Source organism: bacterium (assembly GCA_024226335.1).
Taxonomy (GTDB): domain Bacteria; phylum Myxococcota_A; class UBA9160; order SZUA-336; family SZUA-336; genus JAAELY01.
Map to the genome: position 1 here is coordinate 1 of JAAELY010000341.1, position 16,174 is coordinate 16,174.

General features: G+C 63.0%; 14 protein-coding genes. 9 read left to right on the plus strand and 5 right to left on the minus strand.

The window, feature by feature from the left end; all coding sequences use genetic code 11:
- The 4 genes from GY725_17630 to GY725_17645 all read right to left on the minus strand — a co-directional run.
- Positions 1-453, minus strand: a 453-nt coding sequence (locus GY725_17630; GenBank protein MCP4006010.1) for a dihydrodipicolinate synthase family protein, incomplete at its 3' end; no start/stop codon positions are given.
- A complete protein-coding gene (locus tag GY725_17635) occupies positions 450-2,246 on the minus strand; it encodes a DUF2264 domain-containing protein (protein ID MCP4006011.1) in 1,797 nt (598 codons plus the stop codon). The genes GY725_17630 and GY725_17635, both read right to left, overlap by 4 nt.
- Positions 2,243-3,022, minus strand: a complete 780-nt coding sequence (locus GY725_17640) for a TIM barrel protein (GenBank protein ID MCP4006012.1) — start codon at positions 3,020-3,022, stop codon at positions 2,243-2,245. Before GY725_17640 ends, GY725_17635 begins: the two co-directional genes overlap by 4 nt.
- Positions 3,019-4,029 (minus strand): hydroxyacid dehydrogenase, encoded by a 1,011-nt coding sequence (locus tag GY725_17645; GenBank protein MCP4006013.1) that lies wholly within the window; start codon positions 4,027-4,029, stop codon positions 3,019-3,021. Before GY725_17645 ends, GY725_17640 begins: the two co-directional genes overlap by 4 nt.
- A 50-nt stretch (positions 4,030-4,079) precedes the next feature.
- Here GY725_17645 and GY725_17650 point away from each other — a divergent pair, with 50 nt between their 5' ends.
- Positions 4,080-4,778, plus strand: a complete 699-nt coding sequence (locus GY725_17650) for a TetR/AcrR family transcriptional regulator (GenBank protein MCP4006014.1) — start codon at positions 4,080-4,082, stop codon at positions 4,776-4,778.
- A gap of 134 nt (positions 4,779-4,912) precedes the next feature.
- Here GY725_17650 and GY725_17655 read toward each other — a convergent pair whose 3' ends face one another.
- Positions 4,913-6,385: an acetyl-CoA acetyltransferase gene (locus GY725_17655; protein MCP4006015.1), complete on the minus strand. Its 1,473-nt coding sequence runs from the start codon at positions 6,383-6,385 to the stop codon at positions 4,913-4,915.
- A gap of 42 nt (positions 6,386-6,427) precedes the next feature.
- On the opposite strand from GY725_17655, the gene GY725_17660 reads away from it, so the two are divergent.
- The 8 genes from GY725_17660 (at position 6,428) to GY725_17695 (ending at position 16,174) form a co-directional block, all read left to right on the plus strand.
- Positions 6,428-6,934: a nitroreductase family deazaflavin-dependent oxidoreductase gene (locus GY725_17660; protein ID MCP4006016.1), complete on the plus strand. Its 507-nt coding sequence runs from the start codon at positions 6,428-6,430 to the stop codon at positions 6,932-6,934.
- Positions 6,935-6,943: 9 nt separating this feature from the next.
- The gene (locus GY725_17665) at positions 6,944-8,020 is read left to right on the plus strand and encodes a hypothetical protein (protein MCP4006017.1); all 1,077 of its coding nucleotides are present in this window, start codon (positions 6,944-6,946) and stop codon (positions 8,018-8,020) included.
- 59 nt (positions 8,021-8,079) lie between these two features.
- Positions 8,080-10,455, plus strand: coding sequence for a CoA transferase (locus GY725_17670; GenBank protein ID MCP4006018.1), 2,376 nt, complete (start codon positions 8,080-8,082; stop codon positions 10,453-10,455).
- Positions 10,452-10,943 carry a GreA/GreB family elongation factor gene (locus GY725_17675; GenBank protein MCP4006019.1) on the plus strand — a complete coding sequence of 164 codons (492 nt, stop codon included), beginning with the start codon at positions 10,452-10,454 and terminating at the stop codon, positions 10,941-10,943. The genes GY725_17670 and GY725_17675 overlap by 4 nt, the downstream gene beginning before the upstream one ends.
- Before the next feature lie 121 nt (positions 10,944-11,064).
- Positions 11,065-12,258, plus strand: coding sequence for an acyl-CoA dehydrogenase (locus GY725_17680; GenBank protein ID MCP4006020.1), 1,194 nt, complete (start codon positions 11,065-11,067; stop codon positions 12,256-12,258).
- 66 nt (positions 12,259-12,324) lie between these two features.
- Positions 12,325-13,464, plus strand: a complete 1,140-nt coding sequence (locus tag GY725_17685; GenBank protein ID MCP4006021.1) for an acyl-CoA dehydrogenase — start codon at positions 12,325-12,327, stop codon at positions 13,462-13,464.
- Positions 13,465-13,669: 205 nt separating this feature from the next.
- Positions 13,670-14,902 carry a cytochrome P450 gene (locus GY725_17690; protein MCP4006022.1) on the plus strand — a complete coding sequence of 411 codons (1,233 nt, stop codon included), beginning with the start codon at positions 13,670-13,672 and terminating at the stop codon, positions 14,900-14,902.
- A gap of 24 nt (positions 14,903-14,926) precedes the next feature.
- Complete coding sequence (locus tag GY725_17695; protein MCP4006023.1) at positions 14,927-16,174, plus strand: amidohydrolase family protein; 1,248 nt, start codon at positions 14,927-14,929, stop codon at positions 16,172-16,174.

The window sequence follows — 16,174 nt, forward strand, 5'->3', positions numbered from 1 at the left end:
CATCGGGCCGAGTTCAAACCCGAGGTACGAGTCCCAGTCTGCGGCCATGCGAGCCTGCGCCCCGACCCAGTCTGACCCGCCGAGCGCGTTCAACCCGTGCGACGGAAAGAGGACGGGCGTACCCCCGCGCGATGCAATCTCTTCGACGGCGCGGTGGTACGCGGGCTCGTCGAGCGAGTCGCCCGGTTTGTCGGCGACGAACGCACCCGCGACGAAGTCATCCACACAGGCCTGCGTCGCGTCGAGGATCTTGACTCGGGTGGCGGCGTCCAGCGAGTGCACATAGCCCGTGTCCATGTTCACCGCAGGCACGAGCCCGGACTCGGCGGTGCGCGCCACGTGAGCTTCGAAACCGGCCCAGTCGATGTCGCCCGTCGCGCTGAACGGAAGCAGAACCGCAGACATGCCCGCAATCTTGCGGCGTGGTCGCAGGCGCTCGTGGGCGAGTGTCATCGCGGCGCGACCTCGTCCAGCCAGGCGAGCAACGCGGTCACGTCGCGGGGTGCTGCGTCGGCTGCCACGGACTCGTCATCGGTGCTGGCGCCGATCGCACACACGAGATCGTGAACCCCCGGCTCGAGATCGCCTGCGAGCCGGGGAATGACACTGAACGGGTGGGCCAGATTCGTATTGGGAGGCTGCGCAGAGCAGGTGGCCTCTCGATCGCCGACCAGGTCGACGGCCGCCGTCGCGCCGTGGGGCGAACTCGCTCGCGTCGCTCCGGACTTCGACAGCTCATCGAATCGACCGGGCACTTCGAGCCCCAACGCGAAACCGGTCTCGATCGTGCGCAGGCGACGATCGGTCACGACCCGATGGGCGCGCAGATGCCACGGCGCCCCTCCCGACAAGACCGAGTGTACGGTCACGCCCTGGCATGGCGACCAGCGCGAATAGACCCGCGTGTCGCGAACCTCGTGGCTCTCGACGGTCTCTCGCGCATAGCGCTGGCCACTGGCTGGGTCCTCGAATACGATCGTAGAGTCGCCCAGGCCCCGGGCCGGGTCAGCGCCGAGCGCGAAACGCGTCGAGTACGCCATGCGACTGTACTTCGCGATCCCCTGATTGAAGTAACTCATCCCGTCGTGACCGCCGCTCACTGCGACGCTCTGGCAGGCATCGCGCGCGACGACCATGCCCGCTCGGGGCAAGGCGTGCGGTTCGCCCGGTGGGGGCGCCGGTTCTTCCGCGACCGTCCAGAAGGGGTGGTCTTCGGGCGCGGCCAGACACAGGAAAGCCTTCAGCGCCCAGTACGGTGAACCCGCGGAGCTGTACTCCTCGCGCATCCACGGATTGTTGTAACACCAGCCCAGACTCAGTACGCCGTCGCGATCGGAGATCGGGTGCTGCGACCACCAGCGCAGGTGACGCAATAACTGTCCCTTGATCCGCCCCCAGGGCAGCGCTTCTTCGTCGGCGAGGACCAGGGCCGACCAGAAAGCGGCGGCGGCGAAGCGATAGGTCAGGCTGCGACCAAAGGACAGAGTTCCCCCGTCCGCGTCGAACCAGGTCTCGAAATCCGGCGCGTACAAGCGCGCGCGTTCGCGGAACCTGGCCGAACGCGGATCCTGCGGTCGCGCGTAGGCGTAGATGAGCCCGTAGGCGTGGATCGCCCAGGCCACATAGTGATCGCGGCTTCGCCCGAGACCGTCCATATACCAGCCATCGCCCAGGTAGTAACTGTCGATCTTGTCGAGCGAGGCTTCGACTGCGGCTTCGTCGGTCGGTCGTCCGACTCGCTCCAGACCCAGGTTCACCAGTACGCGGAAGAACTGCCAGTTGTTCGGGAACGGGTCGTGCTGGTTGATTCGCCCGAGCCAGGCGACGAGATGGTCGCGGGCTTTCTCATCGAGCGGTTCCCAGAGGACCTCCGGTACCAGAAGGAGGCCGAAGCCAACCGCGGCCTGTTCGACCATGGCCTGGGTGGCGCTCTCATACATGGACCAGTGTTCCGGGTGGTCCGGATCGGATCCTGCGGCCAGGCCGCGAACCCAGGGTTCCCAGTGATCCCACGTCCCGCCCCCGGCCACCAGGGGAGCCAGACCCCAAAGGGGCCGGGCATAACCTTCGAACTCGGCATCGGTGTGGCTGAAGGCCGCGGCATAACTTCCGAGCCGGACGCGCGCACCACCCGGACTGAAGTGCGGGAGAAGCGGAGTCACGAGATCGCGTACGGCGCGCTGCAGATCGCTGCGCGAGCGCAAGGGGTTTCCGGCGAGTGGATTCGCTCGGGGATCGGTCGTCATACACACTCCTCATCGATCCAGCCGGCGAGGACGGCGGCGTCGCGACGCAGGGCTTTTGGATCATCGTCGGGCAGGTATTCGAGGAACGCACAACGCGGTACGGGGAAAGTGCGTTCTTGTGCCGCCTGGCGCAGCGCAGCCCGCCACATGGGTTCCAGAAAATCGAGCGGCCGTCGCTGCGCGGGCGTCGGATCCCATGAGAAGACGTGCAGATGGGCCAGTCGGTCCTGCACACGCGCGAGTTCGGCCAGCGAATCTTCGGCCTTTGCACCGGCCACGGGTTGCCAGTACGTGAAGACGTTTGTTCCCGCACCTTCCAGTAGAGCGAGGGTGCTGGCCGCGGTCTCGGTAAGAGTACCGGGGTGGAACTCGAGGCCAATCGCAAGTCCGCGCCCGGCCGCGCGCACACCCGCCTCGCGGACGGCATCGGTGACATTAGCGCGCTCTTGCGCAGTCGAGTCCGGACCCGTTCCAAACGCCGCCCAGATGCGCAGAGTACTCGCCCCCAGCGCTTCGGTCGTGTCGAGGAGTGCGTCGAGTTCGGCGTCTTCGCTCTTTCCGGCGAAGTAATAGGAGCCGTACGAAGGGCAACTCAGGCCGGCGTCGCGACAACGCCGCGCGAGAGCGCCTGCCGCGGTCGGGTCGCCCGGAGGCACGTGGGCGTCGGAACCCCATTCCAGGGCCCGGAGACCGGATTCCTCCGCCATACGCAGAACCGCGTCCACTTCGTGTTTGCGAAAGCTGATCGAGCACAACCCCGGCAACACGACGCTCACGCCTGGCGCTCCAGTTCGGTGCGGCGCACTTCGTGATGCAGAGCTTCACCGCGAGCCAGGCGGCCGATCTCGTCGATGGCGAGCTGAGTCATGCGCGGGATCTCCGTGCCGAGCGAACCGGCGATATGGGGTGTCAGGAAGACATTGCTCAAGCCGCGCAGCGGAGAGTTATCGGGCAGTGGCTCCGGCTCGGAGGTATCGATGACCGCGCGAAGACGCCCGGAAACCAGCTCCACCTCGAGTGCTTCTGCGTTGCAGATCCGACCCCGTGCGGTGTTGATCAGTGTCGCCCCGTCGCGCATCCGCGCGAGTTCTCGCTTGCCGATCATTTCGGTCGTCTCGGGAATGAGCGGCGCGTGCAAGCTCACGACGTCGGAGCGTTCGAGGAGTTCGTCGAGACCGACCGGCTCGGTCGCCATGGCGCGGGCCTCGGCTTCGTCCAGATACGGATCAAAGAGCAGAACCCTCAGATCGAAAGGTGCGAGCATCTCGATCACACACCGACCGACGCGCGATGCACTGACGATCCCGACCACCTTGTTGCGATTGCCGACGTCGAACCCGACGCGTGCGGCGGCAGCCCCACTCGCGTGGTAACGCTGGTTGGAAGCGAAGGCGTCCTTGTTCGCGAGCAGGATCGCGGCGAGCGTGAACTCGGCGACGGGCACTGCGTTGGCGGCGGCCGCAGAACAGACCCGCACACCTCGCTCCCACAACTCCGGGGTGACCATTTCTTTAACCGTTCCGGCGGCGTGGGCGATGAGTTCGAGATTCGGAGCCAGATCGAGAGCCGCGGCGTCGATCGCCGGGCACCCCCAGCCCGTCAGCAGAACCGTCGCGTCGCGCAGCCTTTCGGCCGCGCCCTCGACCGCAAACCCCGCGAGCGGGGTCCGATCCGGCAGATCGGCGATCGCCTCCAGGGCGCTCCACTCCGTCTCGCCGCAGAGCAGGGATTCCAGTCCCGGGATGAAGACCGGCACGACCACCGGACGCCGCGTCGCAGGCATGCAAATTCCTTTACAACTAACTAGTTGGTTAGTACACTGTCCGGAACGAAATGGCAAGTACACGATCTCTCGGCCCAGGGGCCGCAAAGGCCACGAACAAGCCCGCGAAAGCCTCGCGAGCCGCTGCCCGGACTCGCCGACGCGAACCCGGGGACGCTCGCCGCTCGATCCTCGATGCGGCGACAAGCGAGTTCTCGGTCCACGGTCTGGCGGGCGCCCGGGTCGATCGCCTGGCCGCAGCCGCCGGGCTGAACAAGGCGATGATCTACCACTACTTCGGCGACAAGGAGGGCCTGTACCTGGCGGTGCTCGAGCGCGCCTACGCGGGAATTCGCGAGGCCGAAGCTCAGCTCGACTGGACCGACGCGCCGCCCGCAGAAGCGGTCCGTCGCCTGGTTCATTTCACCTGGGACTACTTCGTGGCCCACCCCGAGTTCCTGTCTCTGCTGAACACAGAGAACCTGCAACGAGCCAGATACGTGCGCCGCTCGGAACACGTAGCGCATCTGCAGTCGTCGCTTGTCGATGGGCTTCGCGCGGTGATCGCGCGCGGCGAGGCGAGCGGTGAATTCCGAAGAGACGTAGATCCTGTTCAGCTGTACTGGTCGATCGCTGCGCTCGGCTACTTCTATCTTTCGAATCGCCATACGCTCGCGGTCAGCTTCGAACGCGAACTCGACTCGCCGGAAGCTCTCGCCGCGCGACGCGATCACGTAACGGATGTCATTCTCGGCTACCTGCGTCCGTAGACAGATACCAGAGTTGCTCACGGTGCCGAGGCCGAGCCGTCAACGTCGGCAGCGCACGCGCCGAACCTATTCGGTTCGGTTCGACCTCCGAGAGCGGCTTCGGCGTTTCTGCGAGCGGCGAAAGGTTCAGAGATCTACGACACGCTCAGCTTGCCCTTGCCGTCGATGTTCCCGCTTCGGCCACAGAATTCCTCCCGCATCATCGCCTCTAGCACGGCTGGATCTTCTACCGTTCCCCAGGTGCGTCGACCGTCCTCTGTAAGACATGCCACGTGGGCGATTCTGGGTTGGCCGGACTTGTGCGCGACGGTATAGGCCTCCACGACGACCGGTCCCTCCCAGTCAATCAGTGCTTCGCGCAACGGACTTGCATCCGCCTGTTCCTGGAGGTTCTCGTAGCGAAAGCCGCCCTCGGGCTGTTCGGTGGAGTAGATCGCGAAGGCGTGTTTGGCCAACCACCCGCCATTGCCGTGAACCAGACCCCTGGAACCGCGATCCTCGCGGACGACTTCGGCCATGCGTGTGATGGCGTGAAGCGTGGCGCTGTTCAGCGGCCCGCCGCCAAACGTCAGTCCTCCGGTCACGGTAAGGGGGCGATTTTCGGGAACACCGAGTTCGTTTGCAGCGACCTGAACCGAGGACGGAAAGCAGCTGTAGAGATCCAGATGCTCGATCTCTTCGATCGTCTTGTTCGCGAGTTCGAGTACGCGTTTTCCCGCGATCCGCACTGCGGGCGAGCGGTGAAACTCCTTCCGGTTGGACAGGAAGAGACTGTCGTTGGCCTCGGTTGCGGAGTGCGGGAAAACGAGCTTGTCCTCGGGCACACCCGCCTCCCGTGCGGTTTTCAGCGAGCAGACAATGACGCCGGCGGCCATGTCGACCCGGGCATTGGCATTCATCAGTCGCGTGTAGGGATAGGAAATCATCGGATTGTCCGGCGAAGCCCGACCGATCTCCTGCGCCGTGTACGGTTTGCGAATCCAGGCATTGGGGTTGTCACGAGCGACCTCGTTGAAACCCGCCCAGAGTTCAGCGATCCGCTCTTCGTGAGTCGTCAGGGACTCGCCTTTCGCAGCGCGAAGCGCGCTGTCGATGATGGCGAAGATATCGCTGGCGCTGTTCATGCCGCGCGCAAGTTCGGCATCGTGAAAGATCGCCTTGTCCAGATCGACCATGCGATCGGGAACACCGGGCGCTTCGGTTTCCGTCAGTTCGACGCCCTGGCGTTGAGCCTGCCCCACGCTGCGACCTTTCTCGCCGCTGGTCACCAGCGCGACCCCGCAACGCCCCGCTTGAATCTCGCGGGCCGCGTCGATCACGCAGGCCTGCGCGTAGTTTCCGCCGTAGGGAGTGCCGACGGTCTCGTCCGGCATCGCGCTGAGTCTGCGCGCGATCTCACGTCCGGGATCTCCGTACGCCCAGGCACCGCGAAGCACGTAGATCGAATTCGCTCGCTGCAGGAGTTTCGGGGCTCCGGCGTCTTCGCCGGCCTGCTCGAGCGCGGCCACCATCATCTGCAGGGGTTCGGCCGCTTTGCGCGGATCCTCCAGACGCTGCAGAATCTGGCCCACGCCGACGATGACCGGGACTTCTTGCGATGAACTCATTCTCTCTCCTGGGATTGCTTGCGCAGCTGATATATTGCCTCGGTGGAAGAAAAAGTGGATCCCGAGCGTCAGGCCTCTGCCGAGAGTGACTTCGTCGTCTGGCTCTCCACCTCCCCCGTCTTCACCTGGCTGATCAAGAACGTGGCAGCGCGGCTGGATCCGCTGATCTTCCGGGCCACAAACGGTCGCTTGACTTCGCTGGGCCCTCCGACCATGCCCATGCTCACGATGACCGCGATCGGCCGCAAGTCCGGCCAGCCGCGATCCGTACACCTCGCCTGCCTGGAGCACGAAGGGGATCAACTGGTCGTGGCCAGTGCCATGGGTCAGCAGAAGCACCCGGCCTGGCGCTACAACATCGACGCAAACCCCCAGGTCGAGGTACAGATGCGCGGCGAGCGCTTCAACGCGCGGGCCCGGGTGTTGAGTGACTCAGAGAAACAGAAGGTCTGGGACGACGTGCGACACGCCATTCCACAGATGAAAGTCTACGAGAAGAGAACCGAGCGGAAGATTCGCGTGTACCGCTTGAACCGAATCGGTTCCTGAGGAGATCCCGTGACGCAGATGTACAAGGTCATCCAGTGGGCAACGGGTGTCGTGGGAAGTGCGGCCCTGCGCGGAATCGTACGGCATCCCAAGCTCGAACTCGTCGGAGTCAAGGTCTATAGCGATGCCAAGAAGGGGCTCGATGCCGGAGAGATCGTCGGTATCGATGAGACCGGAGTCATCGCGACACAGGACGTGGCCGAGATCATGGCGCTCGACGCCGATTGCGTGATCTACTGCCCGCTCCCCTGGGATCTGGGCGAGATGTGTCGTCTGCTGGAGTCCGGCAAGCACGTGATCACGCCCTGCCCTTACTGGTTTCCCTTCATCCAAAGCCCCGACGTTTCGGCCGCGATTGCCGCCGCGTGCAAGACGGGCGGTGTCAATATGCACGCCTCGGGATGCAATCCCGGCGGCATCGCCGAGCGCTTCCCTCTGACCTTCACCGGCTGGTGTAATCAGATCGATCGCATCACCATGACCGAATGCGGAGATTGCCGAACCTACAGTTCGGAAGGCGTCATGCGCAACGTGATGAACCTGGGCCGAACCCCCGACGAGGCCATGAGCAACCCTCTCAAGGCAATGCTGGCCAATAGCTGGTATGAGCCGATCGACATGATTGCCGAAGGCCTGGGAAGCAAGGTGATTTCCTACGAAGCGAAGCACGACTTCATCCTGGCCAATCAACCTATCGAGACCGCGGTCGGCATCATCGAGGAAGGCACGATCGCATTGAACCACTACAGGCATATCGGAACGACGCGAGAAGGCACCGAGATCATTCAGGAACAGATCTGGTACGTGGACGACATCAAACAGACGCGCCTGCAATCCAAGATGGACATCCCGCGCGAATCCGGCTGGCGAATCAAACTCGAAGGCGATGTGAACCTGAACATCGATATCGATTTCCCAGCTGAGCTGACACAGGATGAGCGTGTGGCGCAGGGACTGAGCACGACGGCTTTTCACCTGGTGAACTCCGTACCCCTGGTGTGTGAAGCGGATAATCCTGGGCTCAAGACTTTCCTGGATCTACCCATGATCACCGGATGCATGGGAACTCACGCAACAGATCGCTGAATGACAACACGGATCGGGTCAACTAACGAATCCTGATCGCGGTTCGCGAGGGGAACAACATGCGCGGGCTGAAAGACATACGGGTCATCGACGGCTCGAGCCATATCGCCGGGCCGTATTGTGGCAAGCTCTTTGCGGACGCCGGTGCGGATGTCATCAAGCTGGAAACGGCGACAGGTGATCCATTGCGCGGCTGGTCGGTCAATGGAGTCGATCTCGGCCCTGAAGACGCTGCGCTATTCCGGTATCTGAACGCATCGAAGCGAAGCGTCGTCGGCTCCCTCATCGATGGAGAATGCGATGACCTGATCGCGAGCGCGGACCTGCTGATCGAAGACCTGTCCGTCCAAGCCTACGATCGCAACGCAGTTCTCGAACGCCATCCCGGCCTGGTGATCCTCACGATCACGCCGTTTGGTTTGACGGGTCCGCTGGCCGACCGACCAGCCAGTGACTTCAGTATTCAGGCTGAATGCGGATCGCTAGGTGGGCGGCAGCGTATCGGTGGTGAGCCTTTTCAGGCGGGTGGAGGTGTAGCCGCGTGGGCCGGAGGCTGTTTCGCCTCGGTTCCTGCGCTGGCCGCGGTCCGAAGAGCGCAGGCGACGGGCCAGGGCGAGCACGTCGACTTTTCACTGCACGAAGTGACCGGGATGGCGACGAACTGCTACCTCGATCTGATGTGGAGCATCCTCGGCCGACCGCCGGTATCGGGTGCGCTGCCCAATATCGAAACACCTTCGATCGAACCCACCAGCGATGGCTTCGTCGGCTTCACCACCTACACACCGAAACAGATGTCCGACTTCATGCTCTTGATCGAACGCCCCGATCTCCATGAGTCAGGCGAATTCGATCAGTTCGGTCAGCGTCTCGGACGCTTCGAGGAGTGGGAGAAGGTCCTCCACGCCTACACCCAGAAGCACACGAGCCACGAGATCATCGAACGCGCCCACGAGTTGCGGATACCCGTCGCACCGATCTGCAATGGCCAGACGGTACTCGAGCAGGATCAGACCCAGGCGCGCGGAGTCTTCGTCGAGGATCCATCGGGCGGATTCAAACGACCGATTCCTCCGTATCGCATCGATCATCAGTCGCTCCCGAGCGCGCGCACCGCACCGCGTCTCGGCGAGCACGACGGCCGGATCGAAGCGCGAAACCCGCAGAGACCGCAACCCGAGGGAAACCGACGCCTGCCACTGGAGGGCATGCGCATCATCGATGTCACCACATGGTGGGCCGGCCCGATCGCCACGCAGATGCTGGCGATGCTCGGCGCCGACGTCATTCACGTCGAATCCATCCAGAAGATCGACGGCTGTCGGAGCGTGGGCAGCACTTTCGCGGCTCAACAGGAAGCCTGGTGGGAGTGCAGCTTCATCTACCTGTCGGCCAACACGAACAAGCGCGGCCTGACGTTGGACCTTTCCAGCCCCAAGGGGATGGAGGTGCTCGAAAAGCTGATCCTCGACGCCGACGCCCTGGTGGAGAACTACAGCCCGCGCGTGATGGACGGCTTCGGCGTCAGCTGGGAAAGGATTCAGGAACTCAATCCCCGCTGTCACTATGTTCGCATGCCGGCCTTCGGTCTGGACGGACCGTTGCGCGAAAACGTGGGCTTCGCCGCGACCATGGAGCAGATGAGCGGTCTGTCGTGGTTGACCGGACACCTCGAGGATCAACCGCGGATCCAACGCGGCCCGTGCGACCCGGTTGCGGGTGTACACGCCGCGTTCGCCTTGCTGGTCGCCATGGCCGAGCGCGATCACAGCCAACGCGGTCACTTCATCGAATGTTCAATGCTCGAAGCCGCACTGAACATCACCGCCGAGCAGGTGATCGAGCACACGGCCTACGGGAATCTGATGAGTCGGCAGGGGAATCGCAGTCCAGAAGCCGCACCCCAGGGACTGTACGCGTGTCGCGATCACCAGCTCGCCGAAAACCCGCAGTGGCTCGCGCTATCGGTCACCAGCGAAACGCAATGGCGGGCGCTCGTGGAGCTACTCGGACGACCGGAATGGGCCACCAAGATCGACGCAGATCTACCTTCGCGACGCGCCCTCCATGACGAGATCGACGAAGGACTGCGCAATGCATTCGCGCAACGCGACAGGGACACGTGGATCGAAGAGCTTCTCGCCGTCGGCGTGCCAGCCGCCGCGATCCTCGATCCCCGTTCGCTATCCACCCACCCGCACTACCTGGCACGTGGCTTCGTAGAGGAACTCGAGCATCCGGTCATCGGTCGCCAGTTGACGATGGGCGCACCCTTCCGCTTCGCCAGCGTCGAGCGCTGGCTGAACTGCGCAGCACCGACCCTCGGCCAGCACAACGACGAGATCCTGCGCGAACTCGGTTACAGCAAAGACGAGATCGACAACCTGGCAGCCGAAAAGATCATCGGAACTCTGCCCGAAGCTCACTCCCGGTGAAGACGATCGACAAGACACGGGTGCTCGAGGCGCTGCGCAAACGGATCGCTGATGCACTCGACGGTTTGACCGACTCGCAGAAAACGACCGCGGCCGGTGCAACTCACGAAGAGACACGCGCCGAAGATCCGAAGGACACGCGCGCCGTCGAGGCGAGCTACCTCGCCCGCGGACTCGCGCGGCGTGTCGAGGCGTTGGAAGCGGAAGCAGCGCGACTCGCGAGCATGACGCTCGCGAGCTTCGAACCCGACGATGCAGTGGCCATGACCGCGCTCATCGAGATCGAGGATCAGCTCAGCGGTCCTTCCATCGTTTTCCTCATTCCGGCCGGCGCCGGTGAAACGCTGGACGTGGATGGAACGATGATCCGTCCCGTGACACCGGGCTCACCCATGGGGCGGGCGTTGCTCGGAAAATGCGCTGGCGATGACATCGAACTGGAGCTACCGGCCGGGACTCGACATCTCAGCATTTCGTGGGTTGTCTGAGCGAAGAGCCCAACCGGGGTCGGAGCATTTCCCATACATGGGATCGATGTGTTATCTCCGAACGCGGAAAACGGATCCCGCGTCTCGTCCAGAGCAGCGGCCGCATTTGGAGGAATTACCGATGCCCGACGCATCTCTCGAAGCGTTCCGCTCGGAACTCGTCGAATGGCTGGAAGCGAACTGTCCGGCTTCACTTCGACCCGGCGCCACATCGACGAAAGAAGACCGCGATTCCTGGCAACAGGTCTATATCGAGCGCGGTTATACGATGCCAACCTGGCCGCGCGAATACGGCGGCGGAGGCCTTTCGAAGGACGAAGCCCGGGTTTTGAGCCATGAGATGGGACGCTTCGCAAACTGGGTCCCGGTGGCCAGCTTCTTTGGCACCTCGATGCTGGGACCCGTTCTGCTCGAGTTCGGCAACGAAGAGCAGAAGAAGGAGCACCTGCCCAAGATCGTGAGCTGTGAGATCCAGTGGTGCCAGGGGTACAGCGAGCCGGGGGCCGGTTCCGACCTCGCCAGTCTGCAGACCCGCGCGGTGCGCGACGGCGACAAGTACATCATCAACGGTTCGAAGATCTGGACGACGGGCGCGAACAACGCCGACTGGATTTTCTGTCTGACCCGCACCGATCCAGATGCGGCCAAGCACGATGGCATCAGCTTCATCCTTTTCGATCTGCGCCAGCCGGGCGTCACGATCTCGCCGATCCAGCTGATCAGCGGCGCCTCCGAGTTCTGCCAGGTTTTCTTCCAGGACGTCAAAGCCGAGGCTCGCAACCTGGTCGGCACACTGAATGGCGGCTGGACGATCGCCAAGCGCCTGCTCCAGCACGAACGGGCCATGCTCTCAGGCGGCACCGGAGGAGGAGGAGAGCGCCCCCAGGCCAAGAAGGGTCCGGTACCCGCTCCGACCAGTGCGTTGGCGGAAGCCGCGCGAGCCCATCTCGGTGAAAAGCAGGGTCAGTTGGCGGATTACCCGCTGCGCGATCGCATCGCCCAGAACGAGATGGACGCACTCTGCTTCGGGCTCACACTCAAGCGCAGCGGTGAGCAGGCGAAAGCCGGACAGGGTCCAGGACCGGCGACCTCCATGTTCAAGCTCTATGCGAGCGAATTGAACAAACGCCGCTCAGAGATATTGATGTCGGTGCGCGGCGCAGCGGCTCTGGGCTGGAGCGGCGATGAGTTCACCCCGCTCGACATCATGGAAACCCGTGGCTGGTTGCGCTCCAAGGGAAACTCGATCGAAGGCGGCACCTCCGAGGTGCAATTGAACGTCATCGCCAAGCGCGTTCTGGGCCTGCCGGACTGAGCGACCGGACCCGAACACGCAGCTACTTCCCGATTTCTTTCGACGCGATTCAAAGTGAGGACAGACATGAGCCTGGTACTGAGCGAAGAACAGGAACTCATCCAGCAGGCAGCTTCCGAGTTCCTGAAGGAGCAGACGCCGATCACACACCTGCGCGAGATGCGAGACAGCGAGGATCCGGTCGGCTTTTCAAAAGCGCTCTGGAAAGAGATGGCGGAACTCGGCTGGGCCGGCATCCCCTTTTCCGAAGATGTAGGCGGTGCAGGCCTGGGCCTGGCCGAACTCGGTGTGATCGTCGAGGAATGCGGACGCACTCTGTCCCCCTACCCTTTTCTATCGAGCGTCGTTCTGGCCGGCGGGGCGATTGCGCTCGGCGGTAGCGAAGCCCAGAAGCAGGAAATCCTGACGGGCCTCTGCAAGGGTGAAACTCTGCTCGCCCTCGCCTTCCAGGAGACCGGGCGCTTTTCGCCCTGGGCCATCGGCACCAAGGCGGAAAAAGCCGGAGATGGATTTCGGATTTCGGGCGAGAAGCTCTTCGTACTCGACGGCCACGTCGCCGACCATCTGGTGGTGGCCGCGCGAACCAGCGGCAGTTCGGGCGAAGAAAACGGCATCACACTCTTTCTGGTAGATCCCTCGACGCAGGGTTGCACGGTCACCCGCTCGAGCATGATCGACAGTCGCAACGCGGCGCGAGTCGCGCTCTCGGACGTGACGGTCACCTCCAGCGCCGTACTCGGCGAAGTCGATCGGGGTGCGGAAATCCTGAACGCGGTTTTCGATCGAGCCACAGCGATTCTTTCGGCTGAAATGGTGGGAATCATCTCCGAGGTCTTCGAACGCACCGTCACCTATCTGAAAGAACGCGAGCAGTTCGGAGTGCGGATCGGCACCTTCCAGGCGCTGAAACACCGCGCCGCTGAGATGTTCTGCGAAGTAGAACTGGCCCAGGCGGTCGTACTCGACGCCCTTCGGGCTCTGGACGAAGACCGGCCACACGCTTCGCGTGTGGTGAGTGCGGCCAAGGCGCGCTGCTCGGACGCTGCCAGTCTCATCACCTGCGAAGGCTTGCAGATGCACGGGGGCATCGGCATGACGGACGAAGAGGACATCGGCCTGTTTCTCAAGCGCGCGAAGACGGCCGAACTGAGCTTCGGCGATGCGGCCTTCCATCGCGACCGCTTCGCCCGCCTGACCGGATTCTGAGACCGGCTCGGCGAGGCCGCAGCACCGGGCCAGCCAAGGATCGTCGAAGGCTCTACTGCGTGGGACGAAGCGCCTTGCCTGGTGTTCGCGACTGGTGCAAGCTGGCACTAGTCGCCCCCGGAACGGGCGGCTCGCCAATGCCGGTTGGTACGAATCCTGCGTCGGAAGGGGTCGGGCACCGCCGGACACGAGGAGTTCGAAAACGATGTCCCAGATCGATCCCCACCGCCTGGTCGACCCTCAATCCTATGCCGCAAACGGCTACCCGTTTGCCGAATGGGCCCAACTCCGCCGAGAGTCCCCGCTCCAATTGTTCGAACCCGAGGGCTGGCCAGCCTTCTGGGCGGTCACGAAACATGCGGACATCGTGGAAATATCCAAGCAGCCGGAGCTCTTTCTGAACGGTCCGGGGATGACCCTGGTGCGGGACCGCGGACAGGATTCTGCAACCCAGCAGACGATCAAGACGATCATCAATATGGATCCTCCGGAGCACCGGAAGTACCGCGGGATTGCCAGTCCGTTTTTCACGCCGAGAGCTCTGCAGGGTCTCGACGGCCTGGTCGAGGAAACGGCGCGAACGCTGGTCGACGCTCTGGGACCCCAGGGCGAATGTGACTTCATTAACGAGATCGCCTCGACCTACCCGCTCAAAGTCATCTGCCGGATTCTGGGTGTGCCCGAAGCCGATGAGCCCTTCATCCTGAAACTCACCAACCAGCTCTTCGGTACCGAAGATCCGGAGTTCCAGCGCGAAGGTGAACGCATGGAGGCACTCCGCGAACTCTTCATGGAGTTCTGGGAGTATTTCGGCAAGGTGATGGCGGACCGCCGCGCAAATCCGCGTGACGACCTGGCCAGCATCTTTGCCAATGCGAAGATCGACGGCGAGCCGATGGGTGAGCTCGAGACAATGGGCTATTGCCTGGTGACATTCACGGCCGGGCACGAAACGACCCGAGGCGCCATCGGCGGCGGCATGCGCGTCCTGATCGATCAACCCGACCAACTAGCTTTATGGCAACGCAAGCCCGAGATCACACCTACGGCGATCGACGAGATCGTCCGCTTCGTGACGCCGGTCAACCACATGGTGCGAACGGCCTCCGAAGACTGCGAACTGAGTGGTCAACAGATCAGAGAAGGACAGCGACTGGTTCTGTTTTACGGCTCTGCCAATCGCGATGAAGACATCTTCGAGCGACCCGACGAACTCGACCTGGAACGGGACCCGAATCCGCACCTGGGATTCGGCATCGGCGAGCATTTCTGTCTGGGAGCGAACCTGGCCCGCAAGACGAGCGGTGCGATCTTCACGGAACTGGTCACACGACTCGAATCGATCGAAATCACGGGAAAGGTCGAGCGAACCGCTTCGAACCTGGTCCCGGGACTGAAGCATCTGCCCATCCGCTACCGACTCTCGGCGGCGGGCTGAGCCAACAACGAAAGGACGCACGACGTGGCGCGAATTATCTTCACAGGAGCAAATCTGGTCGACGGGAAAAGTGCCGCGCGGCGCGATGCAACGATCGTCGTCGAAGATGACCGCATAACATCTGTTGGAGATGATGCCGTCAAACCGGGGCCCGGAGATCGCCTGGTCGAACTCAACGGCGATACCCTGATGCCGGGAATGCATACGTGTCATTACCACGCCAGCTATCAAGACTACGGACTGGACATTTTTCCGATCGGAATCGACCAGCCGGGAGGCGTGCTGCTCCTGCGCTCCGCCAACGCGGTTCGTTCCGCATTGATGACCGGTTTCACGTCGATCGTAGGAGCCGGTGGCGGTGACGACATCGACGCCCAGCTCGTGATCGCGATCGAAGAAGGCATCATTCCCGGTCCGCGCATCCTGCCCTGCAGTCGCGACTTCGGAACGCGCGGCGGCTACATCGATCTGTCGAACTGGTGGTGGAAGCTCGGCAACACCGGAGCAAGTCTACTCCTGTCCGGACCCGACGAATTTCGGGATGGTGCGCGTAACGAAATGAAGCGCGGTGCCCAGATGATCAAGATGTATGTGACCGGCGGACACGGCAATACCAAGACCGCCACTTCGGAGTACAGCCGAGACGAACTCGAGGCCGTGGTTCGAACCGTTCACGAGCGAGGTCGGCTGGTGCGGGCGCATTGCGCCTGGAAATCCGAAATGCTCCAGTGCATCGAACTCGGCGTCGATGTGATCGACCACGGCGACGAGATCGATGATGAAGTGATCGCCGCCATGGTCGAGGCGGGAACCTTCCTGGTGCCCAGCGCTCTCTTCCTGGAGAAGCTACTGGGGATCGAAGAGCTTCGCGTTCCGGGTACCGAGGAACTGATCGAAACGACCGAACGGGAACTCGAAAACTTGAAGAAGTGGGTTCCCCGCGCCCAGAAGGCGGGCGTCCGACTCCTGCTCGGCGACGACTACGGCGCGGCTCCCCTGCCCCACGGAAACTACACCGAAGAGATGGAGTTCTACGTCAAGCACTTCGGCATCTCGCCGCTCGAGATCATTCGTTGGGCGACAGTGAACGGAGCGGAACTCGAGGGAGTGACCGATGAACTCGGCACGGTCGAGGAAGGCAAGCTCGCCGACCTGCTCGTGGTCAACGGAGATCCCAGTGTCGACATCAGCGTCCTGCGCGACCCGCAGAATCTGCGCATGATCATGAAGGGCGGGGAACTCGTGAAGGACGAGCTCCCGGCTGCGAGCTAG